The sequence below is a fragment of the Pradoshia sp. Z6_59 genome, from assembly GCF_058267515.1.
In genome coordinates this window covers 59,370-80,393 of record NZ_JBZCPP010000001.1, presented here as the reverse complement: position 1 = coordinate 80,393, position 21,024 = coordinate 59,370, and the positions used below count along the sequence as shown (strand labels likewise).

Below are 21,024 nucleotides of genomic sequence, written 5' to 3'. Positions count from 1 at the left end.
ATGATTATTTATTAATTAAGCTTAATACTTCCTGACGGGAGATTGAGTCTGTCGCCAATGTTCCTCTTACTGCGGAAGTGATTGTCTTTGATCCAGGTTTTTTAACACCTCTCATAGTCATGCACATATGCTCAGCTTCAACAACGACCATCACTCCATGAGGAGCAAGCGTGTCCATTATAGAATCTGCAACAGTTGATGTAATCCGTTCCTGTAATTGTGGTCTTCTGCTCACCGCTTCGACGGCTCTGGCTAATTTGCTCAAACCTGTAACACGTCCGCCTTTGGGTATATAGGCCACATGTGCCACTCCAAAGAATGGTACGAGATGATGCTCACACATAGAATAAAAAGGAATATCCTTAACAAGGACTAGTTCTTCATGATCTTCACCGAATACTGTTTCAAAATATTCTTTGGGATCCTGTCTCAATCCGGAAAATACCTCTTCATACATTTTTGCTACACGTTTTGGTGTGTCCAGGAGCCCTTCCCTTGTTGGATCTTCCCCAAGAGCCTCCAGAATCATTGTCACTGCTTCTTCTATTTTACCGCGATTGATTTCACTCATTTTATGTCTTCCTCCCATTGCTATACCTAATTTCAACTATTTACATAGTAGCACATTTTATTCTTAGAGCCATATATTATGGACTTCATAATAAAAAAAGAGTCATTACCAAAGAAATTGGTAATGACTCTAATCGCGTATAGCGCTTATTCAAGTAAAATCGTATGTAAAAATTACTTAACAGCGTCTTTAAGTGCTTTCCCTGGTTTGAATGCAGGTACTTTGCTGGCACTGATTTCGATTTCTTCACCAGTTTGTGGGTTACGTCCTTTACGAGCAGCACGCTCACGAACTTCAAAGTTACCGAAACCAATCAATTGTACTTTATCTCCATTTTTAAGAGCTTCTAAAATGGATTCGAACACTGCGTCTACTGCTTTAGTTGCGTCTTTTTTAGAAAGCTCGCTAGCTTCAGCAACAGCGTTGATTAATTCTGTTTTGTTCATTCCATTCACCTCCTCCCAAAGTATGCTTCCATTCTACTTCAATACTTTTTAAGTTGTAATGAAATATTTTCAATCAGTCAAAACAAAAACTTGAAATATTTTGTCATTAATCATTTTTAACATAAAAAACCATTGATAAACATTGATATATAAGGGTTTTTGCTTTGAACTTGATTTCTGATAAAAGATTATCATAATCCATAGACCATATCAAGTAAATTGGCGAATTTACAGGCATTTATTCGAATAATGTAGGTTATTTTTCTATTTTTATTGCCATATCTTCTTATTTGAGGTATTTTGAAAGTTAAAGCATTTATAAAAATACTTGTTTTTTGCAAAAAAATACAGAGGATTACGAATCCAGAACGGACCGTAAAACCCTCTGTATCTGTTAAAGAATAATGGCAATCAATCCGCCAGATCCTTCATTAATGATCCTCTCAAGAGTTTCCTTTAATTTATATCGTGCATTTTCCGGCATCAAACTTAATTTAGCCTGGATTCCCTCACGAACCACCGTAGATAAACTGCGGCCAAAAATATCTGAATTCCAGATGCTTAGAGGATTATCTTCAAAATCCGCCATTAAATAACGCACCAATTCTTCACTTTGCTTTTCTGTTCCGATTATTGGGGCAAATTCTGATTCAACATCTACTTTTATCATATGAATGGATGGTGCCACAGCTTTCAGCCTAACTCCAAATCTGGATCCCTGTCTGATAATTTCCGGTTCATCCAGACTCATATCCGCCAGAGAAGGAGAAGCTACACCATAACCAGTCTGTTTAACCATTTTAAGGGCATCCGCGACCTGGTCATATTCCGCTTTCGCGTAAGCAAAATCCTGCATTAATTCAAGCAAATGATCCTTTCCTCGTATTTCAACACCCACAATCTCTTTAAGAACCAAATCATACAGTTCATCTGGTGCTGATAAGTCAATTTCGGCTACTCCCTGCCCCATTTCAATCCCAGCTAATGAAGCATGACCAACAAAGTCATACTCTTCAAAAAGATGGACGAGCCTGTCAACATCTCTAAGCCTCTTAATATCCTGAACCGTCTCTCTTATTGCATCCTGATAGCTGACCCTCAGCCAATGATTTTCATTAAGCACCATAACCCATCTAGGCAGATTCACGTTCACTTCGAGAACAGGGAATTCAAACAATGCTTCCCGCAGTACATTTAACACATCCCCTTCCCGCATACTCTCTACACTTATAGCAAGCACTGGGATATCATATTTTTCCTGAAGCTTAGAACGCAGAACCTCTGTATCTGGGTGATAAGGGCTTACTGTATTGATAATCATGATAAAAGGCTTTCCAACTTCTTTTAGCTCTTCTACGACTCTTTCCTCAGCTTCTACATAGTCTAACCTTGGTATCTCACCTATTGATCCATCTGTCGTCACTACAACACCAATAGTAGAATGATCCTGAATAACCTTACGTGTGCCAATTTCAGCTGCTTCATGAAACGGTATTGGTTCTTCATACCAAGGTGTATGAATCATCCTAGGCCCATTCTCATCCTCATATCCTTTCGCACCAGGAACGGTATATCCTACACAGTCAACCATACGAATATTGACCTCTAACCCTTCGTCTACCTGAACCTGCGCTGCCTGGTTCGGCACAAATTTAGGTTCCGTAGTCATGATCGTTCTTCCTGCTGCACTTTGAGGTAATTCATCAATCGTACGTGCTTTTTCAGCTTCACTTTTCATACCAGGAAGTACAACCAACTCCATAAATTTCTTAATAAATGTAGATTTACCCGTCCGAACGGCTCCAACTACTCCTAAATATATATCGCCGCCGGTTCTCTCGGCTATATCCTTAAATATATCGACCCTTTCCAAGAGATCCCCTCCCGATTCCTCCATATATGAGTACATATACGTAATTATTGATAGTCTTATAAACTTGGACACTATATATTTATGCTAAAGCCTATTAAACTTATGACTAGTTTTTTCTCTCCTCTCCTTTTATGTAAACAGCCGACTGCTATTTTCGATTGAAAATGAACCAATTATTCGGAGTATCATGATAAAGCACCGAATTATTCAGGAGATGTCAAAATAAAAAATACAATCTGGAATAAAAAAAACCTTTCTTTTACAATATATTTTGTAAAAGAAAGGTTATTCCTCAATTGCCATAAAGACAGGTTTATTTGCTGTTTGATCCCATGTATAAGGTAATGAATAGGCAGGTACAAAGAGGCTTTCTTTCACTAACTCCGCTCTTATATCTTCACCCTTTTTAAATCCCGCAGAGCGATCAATAAGTAAATCATATAAATCCGGAGTATAGTCAATATACAATTCGCCATCTTCGCCTAAAACAAGGTGTAACGATTTACCTGTGAAGGGACTTTTCACAGTAGGTTCCTTGTCAAATCCCATATTTTTATAGTTCAGCGTATAGACATTGGAACCAATTTTTTCTCCAAACGCAGGATAGCCCTGTGATTGTATTTGCAGCTTGGTATCGCGTATTGTCTCGGCTAATCGTAAATCAATCAGCCTGACAGTTGGATTGGTTTCTTCATTAACAAGTGTATATTGAAAAATCCCTCCATTTTCATAGGCATTTCCAGGTATTTCAGACATATATTTAGGAACCAATTTCTGAAAATCAATTATGTATTTCATATAATAAGGTGTATCTTGATCCTTTGTCACAATCGGCAACAGGCTGCCGCCATTATCTTTTCTATATTCCATAACAGCTTTCTGAACGGATTCGACCTGATCTTCATAGGGTACTTGGTTTTGCTGTAAATTCCCCTGTGGATACAAACACCCGGATAGAAAAAGAATCGTACACAGCAAGAATGTTACGCCAGATAGTTTATGTAGTTTCTTATTCAACGCTTTATCCATTTGTAGGACCACTCACAATAATAATAACCATAATAATGGCTGCTATAAACATAGATACATAGGCAATCGTGGCTAAAAGATATTTTAATATACCCTTTAATTTATATCTGCTTAAATATATAGCCAGCACTGCGATTGCCATTAAGCCCATCCCAGCAATCGAAACCCACATTTTTTGCATTGCTAAGCTCAATATTCGGCACCCCTTTTTCATCAATTCTTTTACCATATTTTTAAAAAGAATAATATTATTTCAACCTTTGCTATTATAACCCAAAATATACCTAAAAGAAAACAAAAACGGAAGCTCGGGTTTTTTATACCCAAACTTCCGTCCTGGACTAAATATATAGACTTAGACTAAGTTTATGCTGGCTCAGTCTTTTATAAAATATACTATGTTTAAATGAACATCTCAGCAAGTAACAAATGCCTATTTTTTGACAAAATCATCTGATTAATGATTATTAATCATGCTATCCATCAAATCTTCCATTTCATGCTTCTTGCTTCTAGTCATAAGATCATCTACTTCTGTCTTAATATCCTTGTCATTAAACAGGACATCGTACAAGGCAGTCGTAATTGGCATCTTCACTTGGTATTTCTCCGACAACTGATATGCTGCCTTCGTTGTTCTCACGCCTTCAACAACCATTCCCATACTTTCAAGAACCTCTTCAAGATTCTTTCCTTTTCCAAGCATATTACCGGCACGCCAGTTTCTGGAATGGACGCTTGTACATGTTACAATAAGGTCACCAATACCTGTTAATCCAAGGAATGTTAATGGGTTTGCTCCCATCTTCACACCCAGACGAGTGATTTCTGCAAGACCGCGAGTCATCAACGCAGCTTTGGCATTATCTCCATATCCAAGTCCATCCGTAATCCCAGCTGCCAAGGCAATAATGTTTTTCAAGGCACCGCCAATTTCCACTCCAACTAAGTCTTGGTTCGTGTAAACACGGAAATTTTGGTTCATAAATAAATCCTGAATACGCTCTGCTGCTTTCATATTTTTAGAAGCAACTGTAACCGTTGTAGGAATCCTTCTGCTTACCTCTTCAGCATGGCTTGGGCCGGAGAGAACAATAATATCTTGTGCTATATCCGAAATTTCTTCTTCTAGCATCTCAGATATACGCAGCAAGCTATCTGGCTCGATCCCTTTACTTACATGGACGATTGTCACTTTATCCTGGACAATCGCTTTAACCTTGCGGGCCACTTCACGAATTGCTTTAGTCGGTACAGCAAAAACAATAACCTCTGAGCCAGACAATGCCTCTTCCAAATCATAGTATGCCTTAATAGCGGAAGGGAGCTTGACATCAGGTAAATAACGTATATTTGCCTGTTCACGATTTATCTCATTGACATGTTCTAACTCATGCCCCCAGATTTTTACCGCATGTCCGTTATCTGCAAGGACGATCCCCAGTGCAGTTCCCCACGAACCTGCTCCCAAAATGGTGACTGATTGTTGCATAGATTCCACTCCTCAAAAAATTATTTACGTAATCGAGAAAAGATTTTTATAGGCGTTCCTTCAAATCCAAATGCATCTCTAATTTTATTCTCCAGGAAGCGTTCATAGGAGAAGTGCATTAATTCTGGATCATTTACAAATACAACAAAGGATGGCGGCTTGACGGCTACTTGTGTAGCATAATATATTTTTAACCTTTTACCATGATGGGTTGGCGTTGGATTCATTGCTACTGCATCCATTATAACATCATTCAGGACATTCGTTTGGATACGCTGTGCATGGTTTTCACTTGCCAAATTAATCATTGGAAGCAAAGTATGAATACGCGCTTTCGTTTTAGCAGATAAGAACACAATTGGAGCATAGTCAAGGAACTGGAATTCAGCTCTGATTTTCTCTTCAAACTTCTTCATCGTTTTATCATCTTTTTCAACTGCATCCCATTTATTCACTACAATAACGATAGCTCGTCCTGCTTGATGGGCATACCCAGCAATCTTTTTATCCTGTTCAATAATGCCTTCTTCCCCGTCGAGGACCACTAGGACAACGTCTGAACGTTCAATAGCTCGTAATGCACGTAAAACACTGTACTTTTCAGTACTTTCATATACCTTACCTTTTTTCCTCATTCCAGCGGTATCAATAATGACATAATCATCGCCATTATATTTGTACGGAGAATCGACCGCATCTCTTGTAGTTCCTGCGATATTACTTACAATAACACGCTCTTCACCCAAAATCGCATTAACCAAGGAGGATTTTCCTACATTCGGTCTTCCAATCAAGCTGAACTTAATCACATCTTCGTCATAATCAGGTGCCTGATGATCAGGGAAACTTTGTACAACCGCATCCAGTAAATCCCCAATTCCTATTCCGTGAGAGCCAGAAATCCCTATTGGTTCACCAAAGCCCAATGCATAGAAATCATAAATCTGATCGCGCATCTCAAAGTTATCCACTTTATTTACAGCAACGACTACCGGTTTCTTTGAACGATAGAGGATTTTTGCCACTTCTTCATCAGCAGAAGTCAATCCCTCTCTGCCACTCGTCATAAAAATAATGACATCCGCTTCATCAATAGCAATCTCTGCCTGTTGACGAATCTGTTCTAAAAATGGTTCATCCCCTATATCAATACCACCTGTATCAATAATATTGAATTCATGGTTTAACCATTCCCCAGAACTATAAATCCTGTCTCTGGTTACTCCGGCTACGTCTTCTACAATTGATATTCTTTCTCCTACAATCCGATTGAATATTGTAGATTTCCCTACATTCGGCCTGCCTACTATGGCTACAACTGGTTTTGGCATGGTCGTTCATCCTTTCAACTATCCTAGCTAAATTCCTGTTTATTTTCACTGAATTGTTAGCATGTTTAATGTTTTTATATTTTATGAAAAAAGAACCCTTCTTAATCATAAAGAAGGGTCTAACTATATTATGATAGCAAACGTTTTGCAAAGTAACAACTCTTCTGCTATATTTCCTTACGATTTTTGGAGTAAAATTTAAACGCCATTGGATTTTCCCCTTCCACCATCCTTGGTAATAAGGAAACTAAAATACTTTTCATGAAATCTACCCAATAGGTTTTTATCTGATGCCCTTGCCTTTAAATCCTATATGCTGCTGATGATAAACACTTCGCCCTGGCATTCTTTTTGTCCATAGATTATTCGCTTTATTTAAAACTACAGTAATGGTTATCGCCAGTAACAATAGGTCCAAGGATTCAAACGACCCTATCTCTTTGACTGGAAACCCGTAAACATATAAAATCCCTGAATAAACTGCTTCGCCAAGTATAATCGCTACACTTAATATACTGACCCTTTTAGTTGGATCCAAAAAGATGATACTCAGTACAACCAGCAAAGAGGCCGCTATATAAATCCAGTTTACAATAAACCATACTGGATATAGAACTGAATAAATTCTAATACATATGAAGGCAATAGTAATACAAAAAATAGCGACTGTCACTCTAATTAATTCTTTATTCGTCCAATTTCTCCATTGATAAAAAGACCAAAGTAGGGCTGCAATAAAAAACAGGTTTACATGTATACCAAATATATGGATCGATAAACCGGCAAAGCAAATCCCTGCCAATAGTCTAATCATTCCTCTCCATCTTATCTTAACGGATTCATCTGATATAAAAATAAAATACCAACAGCCAAGCCACATTAAACTGAAAAATAAATAACCTTCGTGCATAAAAACCTCCCTTAGCAGTATGCCAACTTTCAATTTTTTTAAACATTTCAAATGTAATAGGAAATTGATTTATTTGACACACTATCGGTAAACAATTAAAGAACAAGCTGGGCTGTTAGATTCTTTTCATTAAAATCAGGATATACCCCTTCCATAAACAGATGTACTACATTACAGATTTTTTAGCGACACCATTCTGGTCCTCTATTGAATTCGTGATCGAGAAAACTGATTTTTTTTACTTTATTCGATTCATTTGTTTATACATAGAAACAGCCCTTCTCTATATCTGAGAAGGGCTGTTCTTTACTTATTATTGAATTCAAAGCATGCAAGCCGCGTAAGGGCGCCTACCACATTACTTTATCTTTTTAAATTCTTTAGCTGCTCTCCAATCATTTCACCTAATTGGAAGCCTCTTGTTTCTTCAGGAAGTTCATAGTTATCCGCTTCAGCGGCTGGATTTTCCTGCAATTCTTTAATACTTAGAGATAATCTGTGCTCATCCTCATTCACGTCAAGCACTTTCACTTTAATAACATCTCCCTCAGATAAAACCTCATGAGGAGTGCCGATGTGTTTATGAGAAATTTGAGAAATATGCACCAAGCCTTCTACACCCGGGAATACTTCGACAAAAGCACCATAGGATACAAGGCGTTTAACGGTGCCTTCCAAAACACTGCCTTTTTTTGCTTTATCCGCAATTTCTGACCAAGGTCCAGGCAAGGTCTCTTTTATGGATAAAGAAACTCTTTCGGTATCACGGTCAATAGATAAAATCTTGACTTGGACGGTTTCTCCCTCTGAGACTACATCTGAAGGTCTGTCCACATGTTCATGAGAAAGCTGTGATACATGAACCAAGCCGTCAATACCTCCGATATCAACAAATGCGCCGAAATCAGTTAATCGCTGAACCGTTCCTTCTAGGACTTGGCCAGCCTGTAAAGATTCCAGAACTCCAATTTTTTTCTTTTCTTTCTCCTCACGCACAACATCTCTGTGAGAAAGGATTAAGCGGTTTTTTTCTTGGTCCAGCTCTACAATCTTAAACGCCAACTCTTTCCCTTTGTAGTCAGAGAAATCTTCAACGAAATAATCTTCGACAAGCGAAGCAGGTACAAATCCACGTACTCCAAGGTCAACAACTAGACCGCCTTTTACAACGTCTTTAACCTCTGTTTCAATAATTTCACCATTTTCAAACGAAACAACCAGGTCTCCCCACGCTTTTTCTGCATCTACTTTTCTTTTCGATAGAATCAGAGCTTCATCTTCGACTTTGATAATCTCAAACTCAAGCTCGTCCCCTTCCTTCACCACATCTGAAGCTTTTTCAACGTGCAGACTGGAGAGCTCACTGATAGGGACAATGCCATCATGCTTACTATTTTCCACTTCAATGACGACTTGTTTTTCTTCAACTTTCGTTACAGTCCCATGCACTCTTTGGCCTACATTAAACTCGGTTACATTAATATTATTCATATCCTCTGTCATATGTACTCCTCCTAACGATCACGGGTTCAATTACCTTTCAATTTTATATTTAATACCACTAATCCGTCAGTATTAAACAATATTCTAAATAATCCCTTTTTTCTAACTTCTTATAATTTGTACTATTTGTCAAGCTGGATGTTTAACGGTTCTGATCAATTAATTGCTTTATATGAGCCATTATTACTTTGGTCACTTCTTCAGGAGAGGCTTTTTGACTACGATATTCTTCCATGTCAATTGGAGGACCATATATGACTTTAGTTTTAGAAAAAGGTTTATAGGAACCAATCACGGCACAAGGAATAACTTTGGCGTCTGTTCTCAACGCAAAAAAGCCTGCACCCGCAAGACCCTCTCCCAATTCTCCTGTCTTACTGCGAGTTCCTTCAGGGAACAGACCTAAGACATGTCCATCCTTTAAAGCCCCCAACCCCTTTCGCAGGGCATTCCGGTCACTCATGCCTCTTTTAATGGGAATGGCATGAACGCGCGGTAAAATGGTTTTAAGAACAGGTACATTAAACAGCTCTTCTTTAGCTATAAAGTGAACATCCCGCGGGCATGTCATTCCTACTACAGGCGGGTCCAATTCACTGATATGATTGGAGCATAACAAAACACCGCCTGTTTCAGGAAAATGTTCCCTTCCTGAAACTGAAACACGGTATAATGGAGTTAGAGCAATCTTTACTACGCCCCTGGCAAATCTATAAAAGCTCATCCATATACTCCTTTCTCTTTCGCTATTTTCATAATAGCATCCACCACTTCATCAATTGAAAGACTCGTTGTATCAAGTTCAATTGCATCTGCTGCTTTTTTCAAAGGAGATACTTCTCTTTCTGAATCAAATTTATCACGGGCCGCAATGTCTTGTTTTAATTGCTCAATATCAGAGTCAAACCCTTTTAAGATATTTTCCTCATGTCTTCTTTTGGCACGCTCATCTACACTTGCGAGCATAAAGATTTTGACTTCAGCATTTGGCATAACGTGGGTACCAATATCTCTTCCATCCATTACAACGCCACCTTGTTCTGACAGAAGCTGTTGTCGTCGAACCATTTCTTCACGTACCAATTTATGCTGAGAAACGGCGGAAACATTTTTAGTTACATTCGGCGTTCTTATCTCTTCAGATACAATAACTCCATCCACCAGTACATCCTGGCCTTGATCACTATTCTGCAATTTTATATCCGTAGACATTAACAGATCATAAAGAGCTGCCTCGTTATTCGGATCTATTCCATTGTTTAATGCCTTATAAGTTAGAGCTCTGTACATTGCACCGGTATCAATATATATGTATGTTAACCTTCTAGCAATAATTTTCGCTACTGTGCTTTTACCTGCAGCAGCAGGACCATCAATAGCAATCGATAATTTCTTATTCATTTGTTCCTCCTTGTTGTACACAAAAATTAATCATGACTATTTTAACACAGCTTTACAGGATATAAATCAATATGAATGTAAAAAAATGAGACAAAGCACTTTACTTTGTCTTTAGAAAACCTAAATATTCATTTATTGGAAATTGCCTCCACAATAGCTGTATAATTGTTTTCGATGACACCTTCATATCTTGCAAGCGTTTTCCATTTAGTAAAGGTATGTTCACGATGAAAAATAAGCTGAAAAAATAATAAAAATAAAAGTTGAATGATGGCCATTTTCTTGATAAATCGCTCTACCGAATTCATATGGAACAATCCTCCTCTTACTTATGAGTTTGCCCATACTGATATGTATTTAATCTGCAAAAGCCCTGTTTCTTTCCTCCAATTGTCTTTCAAAGCAATAACGCAGCAGAATTTGCCGTTCTGCTTCAGAGATTTCGATAAATTCGACAGATACTTTTTTTCTATTATTCAAGACTTCGACAATTCTTTTTACTTGTACCTGAATGGGTAATTCATACACTTCTCTATTTCTCATCTCAAATGTAAACTGCAGCGTTAGATTAGTATGAGTATCAATCTTTAAATTTTGCGGAACAATGATTGCTGCCCCTCCTGCACTAATATCCGTTGTTAGTGCAGTAAAAGGGATAAATTCATTATTAATGGGTTGTACATTTACTTTTGTGGACAAGCTGACACGTACATATTCTCTTCGCTGAATTTTTTCCAGATATTCATCGCCCGGATAATCTAAAAGGAGCAAAGGAATATTTTCTCTTACTCTTCCCTGGATTTCCGTGTTAAACAGATACGTATTTTGATCATTCCCAACAAATGTACCCCTAAAATTCGTTCCATTTATTAAGTAATCTATTCTATTCGTATGTATATTAACTGGATAATCAATATAAAGAATTCCATCTCTAACATCCATTAACTTGCATCTATATGTTTCAGGCTGATCTAATTGGTTCTTCTCCAGTATGATGGTCATTCCGATTGTTAACATAGTTAAACCATTTCCCCTCCGACATGTGTAAGAATATTCCAAAACAAGGACTTATGTACTATTATGACAGAGAATACAAAAAAGGAAAAGGCTGTTTTCAGCCTTTTCCTTAGTTTATTTTTTATGAGACATTATCATACACTTTCCTTGCTTCATGCATGATTTCTACTTTTTCTTCATGTCCGTTTTCAGCATTAATGAAGATTCGGTAGGTATCATCGCCTACCGTTCCCATAAATTCATAACAAAGTACGTCTTCATATAAATTATTTGTGATAACGGCCAATCTTTTCTCCATAATCTTCACTTTACCACTAATTTCACTTTCAGCTTCTTTTTCAGTGATTGCCGGTTTATTAACTTTTCTTTCCATATCATGATTTTGAAGATAATCATCTGCTCCCAGTCCGATGATATCTCCATTATCTAGTGCTACCTTGATACGGATTGCTTCCGGATAGATTCTCACTTGATCTTTAACCGTTACAAATGTATAAACACCAACATTATTATATTGAGTACTTTCAAATAACTCCATATTCTGATAGCCCATGTTGTTCAGATATTGCTGTGCTTTCTTATATCCATCGTTTAACCCGATCTTAGTATCTGATACCTGACGATCATTAATGATATAGATGGGATGTCCACCTTTTTTTGTCAAATCAATTCCTATCGTATGACCTGTAGAAGCACTCTTTAAATTCACATGATAGAACTCGTATTTTGAGCCATCCTTGTTTTCGGTTACACTGACTGTTTTAGCATTAGAGACACCCGTATATTTTTTTGCCAGTTCAATTGCTTCCTTACGGGTTATTTCTCTCCCGGACAAATTTTTATAATCTATGTTTTTTTCCTCTGTAGATGTAAATGTAGGGCCATATTCACTTTTTTGTCCAATTGACTTAACATTTTTATCGATCGTTTTAAGTCCATCAATTACTTGGTTGTCTCTTTGGCTGTCCCGATTCGTATCCGCCAAGGCTGTTTCGACATCCATCCAACGTAAGTCATTATCGCTGATTTTCCTTTGAACACTCCTCAATTCATCCCTTATATCCGTTGCGTCACTATACAGAGCTTTTAACGTATTATATTCCTCAGCAGATAGCGGACTTTTATCTAAATCTCGCACAGATGTCTTATAGGCGAAATCACCGATATTTGTTAAAAATTTCTCTGTTTCATGAAATGGCATTAACGTTAAGGGCAAATGACCAACGTTGTTATGCGCTTCACTTGTTAATCTCCAAACCTCAGCCAATGCTGGAGATAGGGAATCATTTGTATTCATAGCCAATGTCGTCCCGATTTTATCATTTAACACATCAATTTGATAGTTCAGATCATTAAAGGCACGCTGATAATTATTCTCGGTTTGATTCATGATAGCTATTTTCTCTTGATGATCCTGATATGCCCAGTACGCTGTTCCAACTAAACCGATTAACAACACAGCAATCACGATATTTCTTATCATTACATTCACCTCAGTTGCAGAATATATGCTTGCCGATTTTTTTTATTTGCGGACGACTCCATATCCATGAACTTGTCGCAGTTTCCGGGTTAAAATAATATTCAGCTTCACCGGTCGGATCCCAACCGTTGATAGCATCTATAACAGCGTTTCTTGAACTCTCATTAGGTTCAAGCCAGATTTGTCCGTCAGCTACTGCAGTAAATGCTCCCGACTGAAATATAACCCCTGAAACTGTATTTGGAAACGATGAACTTTGGACCCTATTTAAAATAACCGCAGCAACTGCTACCTGACCCTCGTATGGTTCACCTCTCGCTTCTCCATGAACTGCATTCGCCATTAACTTAATATCACTTTCCGAAAATCCAGCCGGTATATTCGCAGCTGTACCGGTCGTCTTTGTGGATGTGTTCTTTTTAGCCGTATTTGTTGATTTTGTCGTTTTATTCGCTGATGCTTTTGGTTTGACTTGATGCTCAATTGGAGTCCCCTGATAATAGGTGAATTCATTTCCTGAATTAATTTGTTTTTTCACCCAAGAAGCGTTGTAATTAGAGGCGCTGACCAGTTTACTTTTAGTCTTTGCTCCACCTAACCCATCAATAGGTAACCCGAATTGCTCCTGAAAATTACGTAATGCCCAGTATGTTCCCCATCCAAAGACCCCATCAATTTTTCCATGATAAAAGCCTATATTCTGAAGACGCGCTTGTAATTCGATGACATCATCACCGACAGCTCCCCTTTGAATCACTTGATTAGTAAATGCTTCAGTCTGGATATCAAAAATAGGTGAGAGGAATAAAAAACAACCAATTATTGAAAAGGATACTAACTTCCTTACTAAACCCTTCATTTCATGCCCTCCTGTAGAATTAATGACAGTAAGGGTAGTTTTTGCAAACACATATAAAATATTCAGTCCAACATTAAAATCATTTTCAAACGAGAGGGTTGATGATTTAAAAAATGAGTTGCATACAAAAGCTTTTTGAGCTAATTGCAGAGGAAAAAAAGTTGAATTGAGATAAAGAATAATCATTTAGGAACGTAGAAGAAATGGGGTATAAGCATATTCTCTGTTAACATAATAAGCAGCATTTCAGGATGGTTTATTACCTTTATTTACTCCAGAGGATTAAAGCCGCAGGCAACACAGATAGATAGAAACATCCATTCAAATAAAAAAACAAACCCTAATCAAATCCCACTCCTAAAAAAGCAGATTTAGATTAACGTTTGTTTCTATTTTACTGCAGTTTACAGTTTATTAAACTGATTCAAATGACTGTTTAAAAGCTTTTTCTGTTAAAATCCTGGCCTTTTTTACTTTCCAAAGTCCGAGACCCCATAGGCAGAACATAAATGGAATTAAATATACATACCATTTTTCCTGCTCCATCAATATATAGTTAAAGGAACCATGCAAGGCAATCGGAATGAACAAGGCTGTCAGCATATAAGTCAGCTTTAACCTGGGCTGGGTTTGGAATTTGGCTTTCCCAAAATAAAAGCCCATGATGACCCCAAACAGTCCATGACTTGAAACAGGGAACATCGCTCTTCCCCATGCATATTCAAGCCCATTCGAAAATAAATAGAGGATATTTTCCAATGTTGCAAACCCCAAAGAAATAGAAACTCCATAAACAATTCCATCATAGGGTTCATCAAAATCAACATGGCCATAGATCAACCAAAGGAATAAAGCCCACTTAATCAGCTCTTCTACCATTCCCTTTTCAAAGAAGGCATCAGCCCAAACAGAAAGAAAAAGCCCTTCTGCCTGGATGACATATTGAATAAACATAACAGGTATGACAAATAACGCACCATAGATAAATACTTTAAATACAACTGATACAGGCTCAGTGTTATATTGATCTTTCAGGTAAAAATAAATTAGCAAGGCTATACCAGGTGCAACGCCTGCTGTTAATATATTTAACATGGATTACCCTCTCTTTTTTACTCTTTCGTCCTTTAATCGTAACACGGACGAAAAAAAAAGAAAATCAAGAATTCTCATAGCTTTCATATGGTTAGCGGATTGCGAACCCTACAACTTAAAAGCGGCCTTGATATCGACATTACCATTGGATAATAATATGGCCAATTTCAATCTTGCCTTCTTGCTGTCATAATCCTCACCTAGAATCACACCCCTATTTTGCAGGTCATGCGCACTGCCGTGGTATCCATAGGCAGGATACACTTTTCCTTCTTCCGCACTTGTACTGATAACAATTGTTATCCCGTTATCCAAAGCAGATTGGATTGAGTTGACCATTAAAGGTGTTACTTGCCCACGGCCGACTCCTTCTAGCACAATTCCACGTGCGCCGGCATTTACAGCGGCATCAATCATAATCCCATCTGCACCTGTATAGCATTTTACGATATCAACGCGCGGTATTTCCGGACCGATTTTGTAAGATTCATTATAGATCGGCTTTTGATAGACGCTGACTACATCATTATCGATGATTCCAAGATATCCATAACCAAATGATTCAAAGCCCTGGAGATTCGAAGCATGGACTTTTTTCACGTATCTTGCGGAATAAATCCGCTCATTAAAGACAACCAAAACTCCGCTATGCTTTAAATGTTGATTTGCGGCTACATAGATTGAATTCCTTAAATTGGAATACACATCGGTTCCGACATCCTGAGGGGAGCGCTGTGAGCCAGTTACCACTATTGGTCTGGAATCTTTAGTTGTTAGATCGAGAAAATAAGCTGTTTCCTCTAACGAATCCGTTCCATGAGTGACTACTACTCCACAAACTCCTTCATCCTCCAATTCCTTTTCAATGGCTTCTTTTATTAAAACCATATCTTCAAAACCAATATGCATGGAAGGCTTTTGCATTAAGTCTATAATTTTTATATCGAAACCCTCCGGCAACTGACAGAGTGCTGCTAATTCCTCACCACTCATAGCACCCGAATTCAGAAGTCCTTTAGAGATTTCTTTACTGGCAATCGTTCCACCAGTCGTTATTAGTGAAATTTTCTTCATATTACACCTCTTAACAAGTAGTCAAGCAATCTTAATGCTATTCTATTCTAACCCTTCTTTATCTTTTACCGCATTTGCTATTTGCCCACCATGAAATCTTCCATTCTCAATAAAAATTTCATTAGCATTATTTCCGGCCACAATCACACCAGCCACAAATAGGTTCTCTACGTTTGTTTCCATTGTTTGCTCATTAATCACCGGTTTCCCTGTCTCACTGTGTATCTCAACACCTACATTGGTTAGAAGACTGTAATCCGGATGATACCCAGTCATAGCAAAAACATAATCATTCTGTATTTCGATCGTTTGCCCCTCTTTTTCGTAAATGACGGTTTGCTCTTTAATCTCTTTTACAACTGAATTAAATTCCATTTTTATAATTCCGTTGCGGACATATGATTCAAACTCGGGCAAAATCCAAGGTTTAATGCTTTTTGAATAAACATCTCCCCGATATATGACTGTTACCCTCGCTCCCGCTTTAACAAGCTCCAGCGCAGCATCTACGCTTGAATTTTTGCCACCGATTACAACCACATCCATATCGTAAAAAGGATGTCCTTCTTTGAAATAATGGAATACTTTATCCAGATTTTCACCTGGTATATTCATCATATTTGGTTGATCATAATAGCCCGTTGCAATGATACAATATGGTGTTTCATATTCACTTTTGGTTGTTTTTATTTTAAATAATCCATTCTCTTGCTTTTCTATTACTTCCACACATTCATATGTATTTATTCTAAGATTCTTCCTCTTCGCTACTTCTCTATAGTATGTTAATGCCTGGAGCCGGACGGGTTTCCGATTTTCAGTAATGAAGGCGACATCCCCAATTTCTAATTTCTCACTGGTTGAGAAAAAGGTTTGATGTGTTGGGTAATGATAGATTGAATTAACAATATTCCCCTTTTCAATAATCAATGGATTTTTACCAATTTCCTTTAAATTAATGGAAGCTGACATACCACATGGTCCGCCGCCAATTACAATTGCTTCTTCGTATTGCATTTTTCTTTCCTCCAAATAACCGTAAACTGGAATTTCCAATTCGTAATTCGTATGTAGTATCTAGTACTTCTCAAAGAATATTTAAATAACCCTTTTAGAATAACATTTTTAGGACCTAAACTCATCCACTGCATGCAAAAAAGTTTTCTATCTCACAAGGGACAGAAAACTTTCTTATTGTTTGCAGTATTAAATCCAGCCTCTGAAACGCGATGCTTCGGCCATTTTCCGTACCCCAACCATATAGGCAGCGAGGCGCATGTCAACACGGCGGGATTGAGCTGTATCGTAGATGGTATTAAATGATTTAACCATTACTTTTTGTAATTTTTCCTCAACTTCTTCTTCAGTCCAATAGTATCCTTGATTATTCTGTACCCATTCAAAATAAGATACGGTAACACCACCGGCAGAAGCTAAAACGTCCGGTACTAACAGTATACCGCGATCTGTTAGAATACGCGTTCCTTCCAAAGTGGTTGGACCATTAGCAGCTTCAACGACAATCTTCGCTCGTATATTGTGAGCGTTTTCGTCTGTAATTTGATTTTCAATTGCGGCAGGTACCAAAACATCACATTCCAGTTCAAGTAATTCTTGATTGGTTATCGTATTCGTGAATAGGTTGGTTACTGTACCAAAGCTGTCTCGACGATCCAGCAAGTAATCAATATCAAGGCCATCGGGATCATGTAAAGCCCCATTTGCATCTGAAATACCGATTACCTTGGCACCGGCATCATGCATGAATTTTGCCAAAAAGCTTCCTGCATTTCCAAAGCCTTGGACAACAACTTTCGCTCCTACTAAATCCATTCCGCGTTTTTTAATCGCTTCATGGATACAAATAGTTACCCCTTTGGCAGTGGCTGATTCCCTGCCATGTGAACCGCCAAGAACAAGCGGTTTACCGGTAATAAATCCCGGAGAGTTAAATTCATCTATACGACTGTATTCATCCATCATCCAGGCCATAATCTGTGAATTGGTGAAAACATCCGGTGCCGGGATATCTTTTGTAGGACCGACCAATTGGCTTATCGCCCTGACATATCCACGGCTAAGCCTTTCCAATTCCCGAAAAGACATATTGCGCGGATCACATATGATACCGCCTTTTGCCCCTCCATACGGTAAGTCTACAATGCCACATTTCAAACTCATCCATATGGATAAAGCTTTAATCTCTTTCTCTGTAACATTAGGATGAAAACGAATTCCACCTTTTGTCGGACCTATAGCGTCATTATGTTGAGCACGATAACCAGTGAAAACCGTTACAGAACCATCGTCCATTTTAACAGGGATTTTCACAGTTAGCATACGAAGCGGTTCCTTCAATAATTCAAATACCTCTTCTGGATATCCAAGCTTATCTAAAGCCTTATGGATGACAGTCTGAGTCGATTTTAAAACATCTAGTTTGTCCTCAGTGGAATGATGGTCGGCTGTCATTATAGTACCTCCTACAGATGTATAATAAGTAATATTTTCCTACCAGCATAAGTATACAACTTTGGCAATTGTCTGGAAAGTGAAACAATAGAATAATAGGATTAAAAATTGTAAAGCAAGATTAATAAAATTTTTGGGGAGAATATTCAGATTTATTATTCACTTTTATAAATTCAGTATACTTAATAAACCTTGAAAAGTGCAAGAGTACTGTTTTAGCCTTTATAAACACGCTTAGATTAAATAAAAATAACCACATCTTTTAGATGCGATTATCATAGAAAATATTTTTTTATAATAGTAATTATATTCTCTTCACATATCCTGTGCCCGTAATCTTCCAGGTATTCTTTACTCAAGGTCGAGAATTCTCCAAACTCCAAAAGAATAGACATAAGAGTTGCTTGGTTTATAAGAGCATCTTCTTTTATCTCTAAATAGTAGTTGGACTTCCAATAATAAAGGATTCCTTTCACATTCCAGCTAGTCTTTATCATTCTGCAAGCTTGTACTACATCATCAAATTCCGCAAATTCATATATGATTTGATCTCGCTTCATTATATTGACGGATAGATACCCTTCTATTTCTTCTTCTTCTTCTTCTTCGAGACCTTCGTTTAAATAGTACGCATCCCTTTTTAAAATCATATAGATTCCGTAGCATGGATACGAGTATACATCCATCTGAAAATATCCGGTAACCAAGTTCCCGCATTCTTCAAGCACTTCTTGAATAATATGATAAAAAAAGCTATGCGTTTCCACCGAATGACTGGTTAGCACCTGACAGTTAACACCTCTGTCTTCCAATTCATCGTAGGGAATAAATAGTTTGAACAATGCCGGATTGATTTGTTTAAGCTTCATGAAAAAATCCTCCTGTAGCTACCTCTCTCCATTCCATTGTATGAAGGGAGCCACAGTCGGTACCTTGTTTTAAATCAAGAAGGAGTTGCCTTCTTTAAATGGATTAAATGAGTCTCAGGTTTTGCCATTAATCGCAGCGGAAGTAAGCTTGTTCCATATCCATTACTTGTTAAGATGGTCGTATTATTCCTCTCCGAGACACCGCCCAATTTATATCTGCCCATCCCAAAAATCCTAATTTGGCCACCGTGGGTATGACCGCTCAATACTAAATCAATCCTATATGATTTTTCCATTTCCTTTTCTATTTCCGGAGTATGACTGGCTAGAATTCTAAAACTGTCAGATTCCACTTCTTCCATTGCCAAATCAAGCCGCCCCGTTTGTTCCTCTTCATCATAAAAGTCAATTCCAAGCAGGCGTATTTTACCGCCATCCTTTGTTTCAAACAGTACGCTTGTATCTAGTAATTCATGGATATCCAACTCTACAAAAAGTGCATCCAGTTCATGTCTATCTATTTCATAATCATTATTACCCCATATGAAATAAACAGGACCTACACTTTTTAATTTAGTTAAATTTTCTTTTATTCTATCTAGCGGTACCCCTTTTTCAGCCAGGTCACCGCCAATTAAAACAAAATCAGCTTTCCCTTTTACCTGCCCAATAATTTCATTACTGATGACCCGCCTATGTATATCTGAAATAAAAAAGATTATGATGGTCTCATCACTTGGAAATGTACTGAATTCAAACGTATGATCAATCACTCGGTCCTGATGCGCAAGCCTGTACATATAGATGAATAAGCACGCACATAAAGCAATTAATAAGCCAAAAATCAACAGCACTGCCATAGTATCTCCCTTTCAATCCTTCATATCTTAAAACTAAAAGAAGCCAGCCTAATAAATGACCAGCTCTACATTTATATATATCTTTATTTTTGATCAATATGCAAAACTTTTTCATCAATATGCAAGACTCTAAAGCCTGATTCCTCTAATTTTTGGATAAATTTATCTACATTCGGCGCCTTCGCTACTTTAATGACAATTCGCCTTAAAAGTTTATCGGTTTCATCAAAGGTAACTAATGAAATAATTTGTTGCTGATATTGCCTTGCAATCTCAGTTAACCTGGCAATACGTCCCTTGGTTTCAACTGTAGTTAATGCTATCCTCACACCCGGTACATGAACACCAAAGGTACTCTGGAATTGTTCAATTATGTCATAGCGCGTAACAATGCCATGGAAATACCCGTAATCATCCAGCACAGCTAATAAAGGTGTCTCTTTTAAATCCAGAAATATATTTTCGTATATTTCGTCTTCTTTTAATGTCTTGTTTACCTCAGCGATTGATTCTGCTTTTGTTTCTTTTAAAAAAATATCTCTTGGCAGCTCTGATAAAAAGGCTGCTTTGTATACTCGATACCTTGTAATCGTACCTATATACTGATTTCCTTTCAGAACTGGCACTCCCTCAATTTGATGTTCATCCAGCACCGAGAAAACCTCTTGAAGAGTATCATTGTAAGAAACCGTATGACAATGATATTTTGAAATCATGATATTCTTTACAAACATTAAAG

Annotated in this window: 22 protein-coding genes; all 22 read right to left on the bottom strand. The window is 37.7% G+C overall.

From position 1 onward, the window contains the following. Window positions 1-4: 4 nt before the first annotated feature. A complete protein-coding gene (gene folE / locus AC4D4B_RS00435) occupies window positions 5-571 on the bottom strand; it encodes a GTP cyclohydrolase I FolE (protein ID WP_066107479.1) in 567 nt (188 codons plus the stop codon). A gap of 173 nt (window positions 572-744) precedes the next feature. Beyond that, window positions 745-1,017: an HU family DNA-binding protein gene (locus tag AC4D4B_RS00430; protein ID WP_049670554.1), complete on the bottom strand. Its 273-nt coding sequence runs from the start codon at window positions 1,015-1,017 to the stop codon at window positions 745-747. A 394-nt stretch (window positions 1,018-1,411) separates the two neighbouring features. Next, entirely contained in the window at window positions 1,412-2,890 is a 1,479-nt protein-coding gene (gene spoIVA / locus AC4D4B_RS00425; protein ID WP_490994068.1) for a stage IV sporulation protein A, read from the bottom strand. Window positions 2,891-3,175: 285 nt separating this feature from the next. Next, the gene (locus tag AC4D4B_RS00420) at window positions 3,176-3,919 is read right to left on the bottom strand and encodes a YphF family lipoprotein (RefSeq protein ID WP_490994067.1); all 744 of its coding nucleotides are present in this window, start codon (window positions 3,917-3,919) and stop codon (window positions 3,176-3,178) included. Continuing rightward, entirely contained in the window at window positions 3,912-4,112 is a 201-nt protein-coding gene (locus AC4D4B_RS00415) for a DUF2768 domain-containing protein (RefSeq protein ID WP_490994066.1), read from the bottom strand. Before AC4D4B_RS00415 ends, AC4D4B_RS00420 begins: the two co-directional genes overlap by 8 nt. A gap of 264 nt (window positions 4,113-4,376) precedes the next feature. Then, entirely contained in the window at window positions 4,377-5,411 is a 1,035-nt protein-coding gene (locus AC4D4B_RS00410; protein ID WP_490998866.1) for an NAD(P)H-dependent glycerol-3-phosphate dehydrogenase, read from the bottom strand. A gap of 20 nt (window positions 5,412-5,431) precedes the next feature. Beyond that, window positions 5,432-6,742 (bottom strand): ribosome biogenesis GTPase Der, encoded by a 1,311-nt coding sequence (gene der / locus AC4D4B_RS00405; protein ID WP_066107491.1) that lies wholly within the window; start codon window positions 6,740-6,742, stop codon window positions 5,432-5,434. 283 nt (window positions 6,743-7,025) lie between these two features. Continuing rightward, on the bottom strand, window positions 7,026-7,652 hold the full coding sequence (locus tag AC4D4B_RS00400) for a YphA family membrane protein (RefSeq protein ID WP_490994063.1): 627 nt from the start codon (window positions 7,650-7,652) through the stop codon (window positions 7,026-7,028). 363 nt (window positions 7,653-8,015) lie between these two features. Further along, entirely contained in the window at window positions 8,016-9,155 is a 1,140-nt protein-coding gene (gene rpsA, locus AC4D4B_RS00395; protein ID WP_490994062.1) for a 30S ribosomal protein S1, read from the bottom strand. A 142-nt stretch (window positions 9,156-9,297) separates the two neighbouring features. Beyond that, window positions 9,298-9,879: a lysophospholipid acyltransferase family protein gene (locus AC4D4B_RS00390; protein ID WP_066107498.1), complete on the bottom strand. Its 582-nt coding sequence runs from the start codon at window positions 9,877-9,879 to the stop codon at window positions 9,298-9,300. Beyond that, a complete protein-coding gene (cmk, locus tag AC4D4B_RS00385) occupies window positions 9,876-10,556 on the bottom strand; it encodes a (d)CMP kinase (protein WP_490994061.1) in 681 nt (226 codons plus the stop codon). Before cmk ends, AC4D4B_RS00390 begins: the two co-directional genes overlap by 4 nt. A gap of 128 nt (window positions 10,557-10,684) precedes the next feature. Then, on the bottom strand, window positions 10,685-10,864 hold the full coding sequence (locus AC4D4B_RS00380; RefSeq protein ID WP_490994060.1) for a DUF5359 family protein: 180 nt from the start codon (window positions 10,862-10,864) through the stop codon (window positions 10,685-10,687). A gap of 49 nt (window positions 10,865-10,913) precedes the next feature. Further along, entirely contained in the window at window positions 10,914-11,573 is a 660-nt protein-coding gene (locus tag AC4D4B_RS00375; RefSeq protein ID WP_490998865.1) for a flagellar brake protein, read from the bottom strand. Between the two features lie 121 nt (window positions 11,574-11,694). Continuing rightward, window positions 11,695-13,056 carry a germination protein YpeB gene (gene ypeB, locus AC4D4B_RS00370; protein ID WP_490994058.1) on the bottom strand — a complete coding sequence of 454 codons (1,362 nt, stop codon included), beginning with the start codon at window positions 13,054-13,056 and terminating at the stop codon, window positions 11,695-11,697. A gap of 10 nt (window positions 13,057-13,066) precedes the next feature. Further along, entirely contained in the window at window positions 13,067-13,915 is an 849-nt protein-coding gene (gene sleB / locus AC4D4B_RS00365) for a spore cortex-lytic enzyme (protein ID WP_490994057.1), read from the bottom strand. Between the two features lie 414 nt (window positions 13,916-14,329). Further along, a complete protein-coding gene (gene prsW, locus AC4D4B_RS00360) occupies window positions 14,330-15,010 on the bottom strand; it encodes a glutamic-type intramembrane protease PrsW (protein ID WP_066107516.1) in 681 nt (226 codons plus the stop codon). A gap of 108 nt (window positions 15,011-15,118) precedes the next feature. Next, a complete protein-coding gene (locus tag AC4D4B_RS00355; protein WP_490998864.1) occupies window positions 15,119-16,084 on the bottom strand; it encodes an asparaginase in 966 nt (321 codons plus the stop codon). Between the two features lie 42 nt (window positions 16,085-16,126). Beyond that, window positions 16,127-17,101: a YpdA family putative bacillithiol disulfide reductase gene (locus tag AC4D4B_RS00350; protein ID WP_490994054.1), complete on the bottom strand. Its 975-nt coding sequence runs from the start codon at window positions 17,099-17,101 to the stop codon at window positions 16,127-16,129. 189 nt (window positions 17,102-17,290) lie between these two features. After that, window positions 17,291-18,556: a Glu/Leu/Phe/Val family dehydrogenase gene (locus AC4D4B_RS00345; RefSeq protein ID WP_490994053.1), complete on the bottom strand. Its 1,266-nt coding sequence runs from the start codon at window positions 18,554-18,556 to the stop codon at window positions 17,291-17,293. A 275-nt stretch (window positions 18,557-18,831) separates the two neighbouring features. Then, the gene (locus AC4D4B_RS00340; RefSeq protein ID WP_490998863.1) at window positions 18,832-19,425 is read right to left on the bottom strand and encodes an adaptor protein MecA; all 594 of its coding nucleotides are present in this window, start codon (window positions 19,423-19,425) and stop codon (window positions 18,832-18,834) included. Window positions 19,426-19,499: 74 nt separating this feature from the next. After that, complete coding sequence (locus AC4D4B_RS00335; protein ID WP_490998862.1) at window positions 19,500-20,285, bottom strand: metallophosphoesterase; 786 nt, start codon at window positions 20,283-20,285, stop codon at window positions 19,500-19,502. A gap of 83 nt (window positions 20,286-20,368) precedes the next feature. Next, a complete protein-coding gene (locus AC4D4B_RS00330; RefSeq protein ID WP_490994050.1) occupies window positions 20,369-21,019 on the bottom strand; it encodes a CBS domain-containing protein in 651 nt (216 codons plus the stop codon). Between the last annotated feature and the right edge of the window lie 5 nt (window positions 21,020-21,024).

Bases quoted from the DNA above. Each gene is read 5' to 3' on its own strand.
- folE (WP_066107479.1), bottom strand. From the start codon at position 571: ATGAGTGAAATCAATCGCGGTAAAATAGAAGAAGCAGTGACAATGATT.
- AC4D4B_RS00430 (WP_049670554.1), bottom strand. From the start codon at position 1,017: ATGAACAAAACAGAATTAATCAACGCTGTTGCTGAAGCTAGCGAGCTT.
- AC4D4B_RS00420 (WP_490994067.1), bottom strand. From the start codon at position 3,919: ATGGATAAAGCGTTGAATAAGAAACTACATAAACTATCTGGCGTAACA.
- AC4D4B_RS00410 (WP_490998866.1), bottom strand. From the start codon at position 5,411: ATGCAACAATCAGTCACCATTTTGGGAGCAGGTTCGTGGGGAACTGCA.
- der (WP_066107491.1), bottom strand. From the start codon at position 6,742: ATGCCAAAACCAGTTGTAGCCATAGTAGGCAGGCCGAATGTAGGGAAA.
- AC4D4B_RS00400 (WP_490994063.1), bottom strand. From the start codon at position 7,652: ATGCACGAAGGTTATTTATTTTTCAGTTTAATGTGGCTTGGCTGTTGG.
- rpsA (WP_490994062.1), bottom strand. From the start codon at position 9,155: ATGACAGAGGATATGAATAATATTAATGTAACCGAGTTTAATGTAGGC.
- AC4D4B_RS00390 (WP_066107498.1), bottom strand. From the start codon at position 9,879: ATGAGCTTTTATAGATTTGCCAGGGGCGTAGTAAAGATTGCTCTAACT.
- cmk (WP_490994061.1), bottom strand. From the start codon at position 10,556: ATGAATAAGAAATTATCGATTGCTATTGATGGTCCTGCTGCTGCAGGT.
- AC4D4B_RS00380 (WP_490994060.1), bottom strand. From the start codon at position 10,864: ATGAATTCGGTAGAGCGATTTATCAAGAAAATGGCCATCATTCAACTT.
- AC4D4B_RS00375 (WP_490998865.1), bottom strand. From the start codon at position 11,573: ATGTTAACAATCGGAATGACCATCATACTGGAGAAGAACCAATTAGAT.
- ypeB (WP_490994058.1), bottom strand. From the start codon at position 13,056: ATGATAAGAAATATCGTGATTGCTGTGTTGTTAATCGGTTTAGTTGGA.
- sleB (WP_490994057.1), bottom strand. From the start codon at position 13,915: ATGAAGGGTTTAGTAAGGAAGTTAGTATCCTTTTCAATAATTGGTTGT.
- prsW (WP_066107516.1), bottom strand. From the start codon at position 15,010: ATGTTAAATATATTAACAGCAGGCGTTGCACCTGGTATAGCCTTGCTA.
- AC4D4B_RS00355 (WP_490998864.1), bottom strand. From the start codon at position 16,084: ATGAAGAAAATTTCACTAATAACGACTGGTGGAACGATTGCCAGTAAA.
- AC4D4B_RS00350 (WP_490994054.1), bottom strand. From the start codon at position 17,101: ATGCAATACGAAGAAGCAATTGTAATTGGCGGCGGACCATGTGGTATG.
- AC4D4B_RS00345 (WP_490994053.1), bottom strand. From the start codon at position 18,556: ATGACAGCCGACCATCATTCCACTGAGGACAAACTAGATGTTTTAAAA.
- AC4D4B_RS00340 (WP_490998863.1), bottom strand. From the start codon at position 19,425: ATGAAGCTTAAACAAATCAATCCGGCATTGTTCAAACTATTTATTCCC.
- AC4D4B_RS00335 (WP_490998862.1), bottom strand. From the start codon at position 20,285: ATGGCAGTGCTGTTGATTTTTGGCTTATTAATTGCTTTATGTGCGTGC.
- AC4D4B_RS00330 (WP_490994050.1), bottom strand. From the start codon at position 21,019: ATGTTTGTAAAGAATATCATGATTTCAAAATATCATTGTCATACGGTT.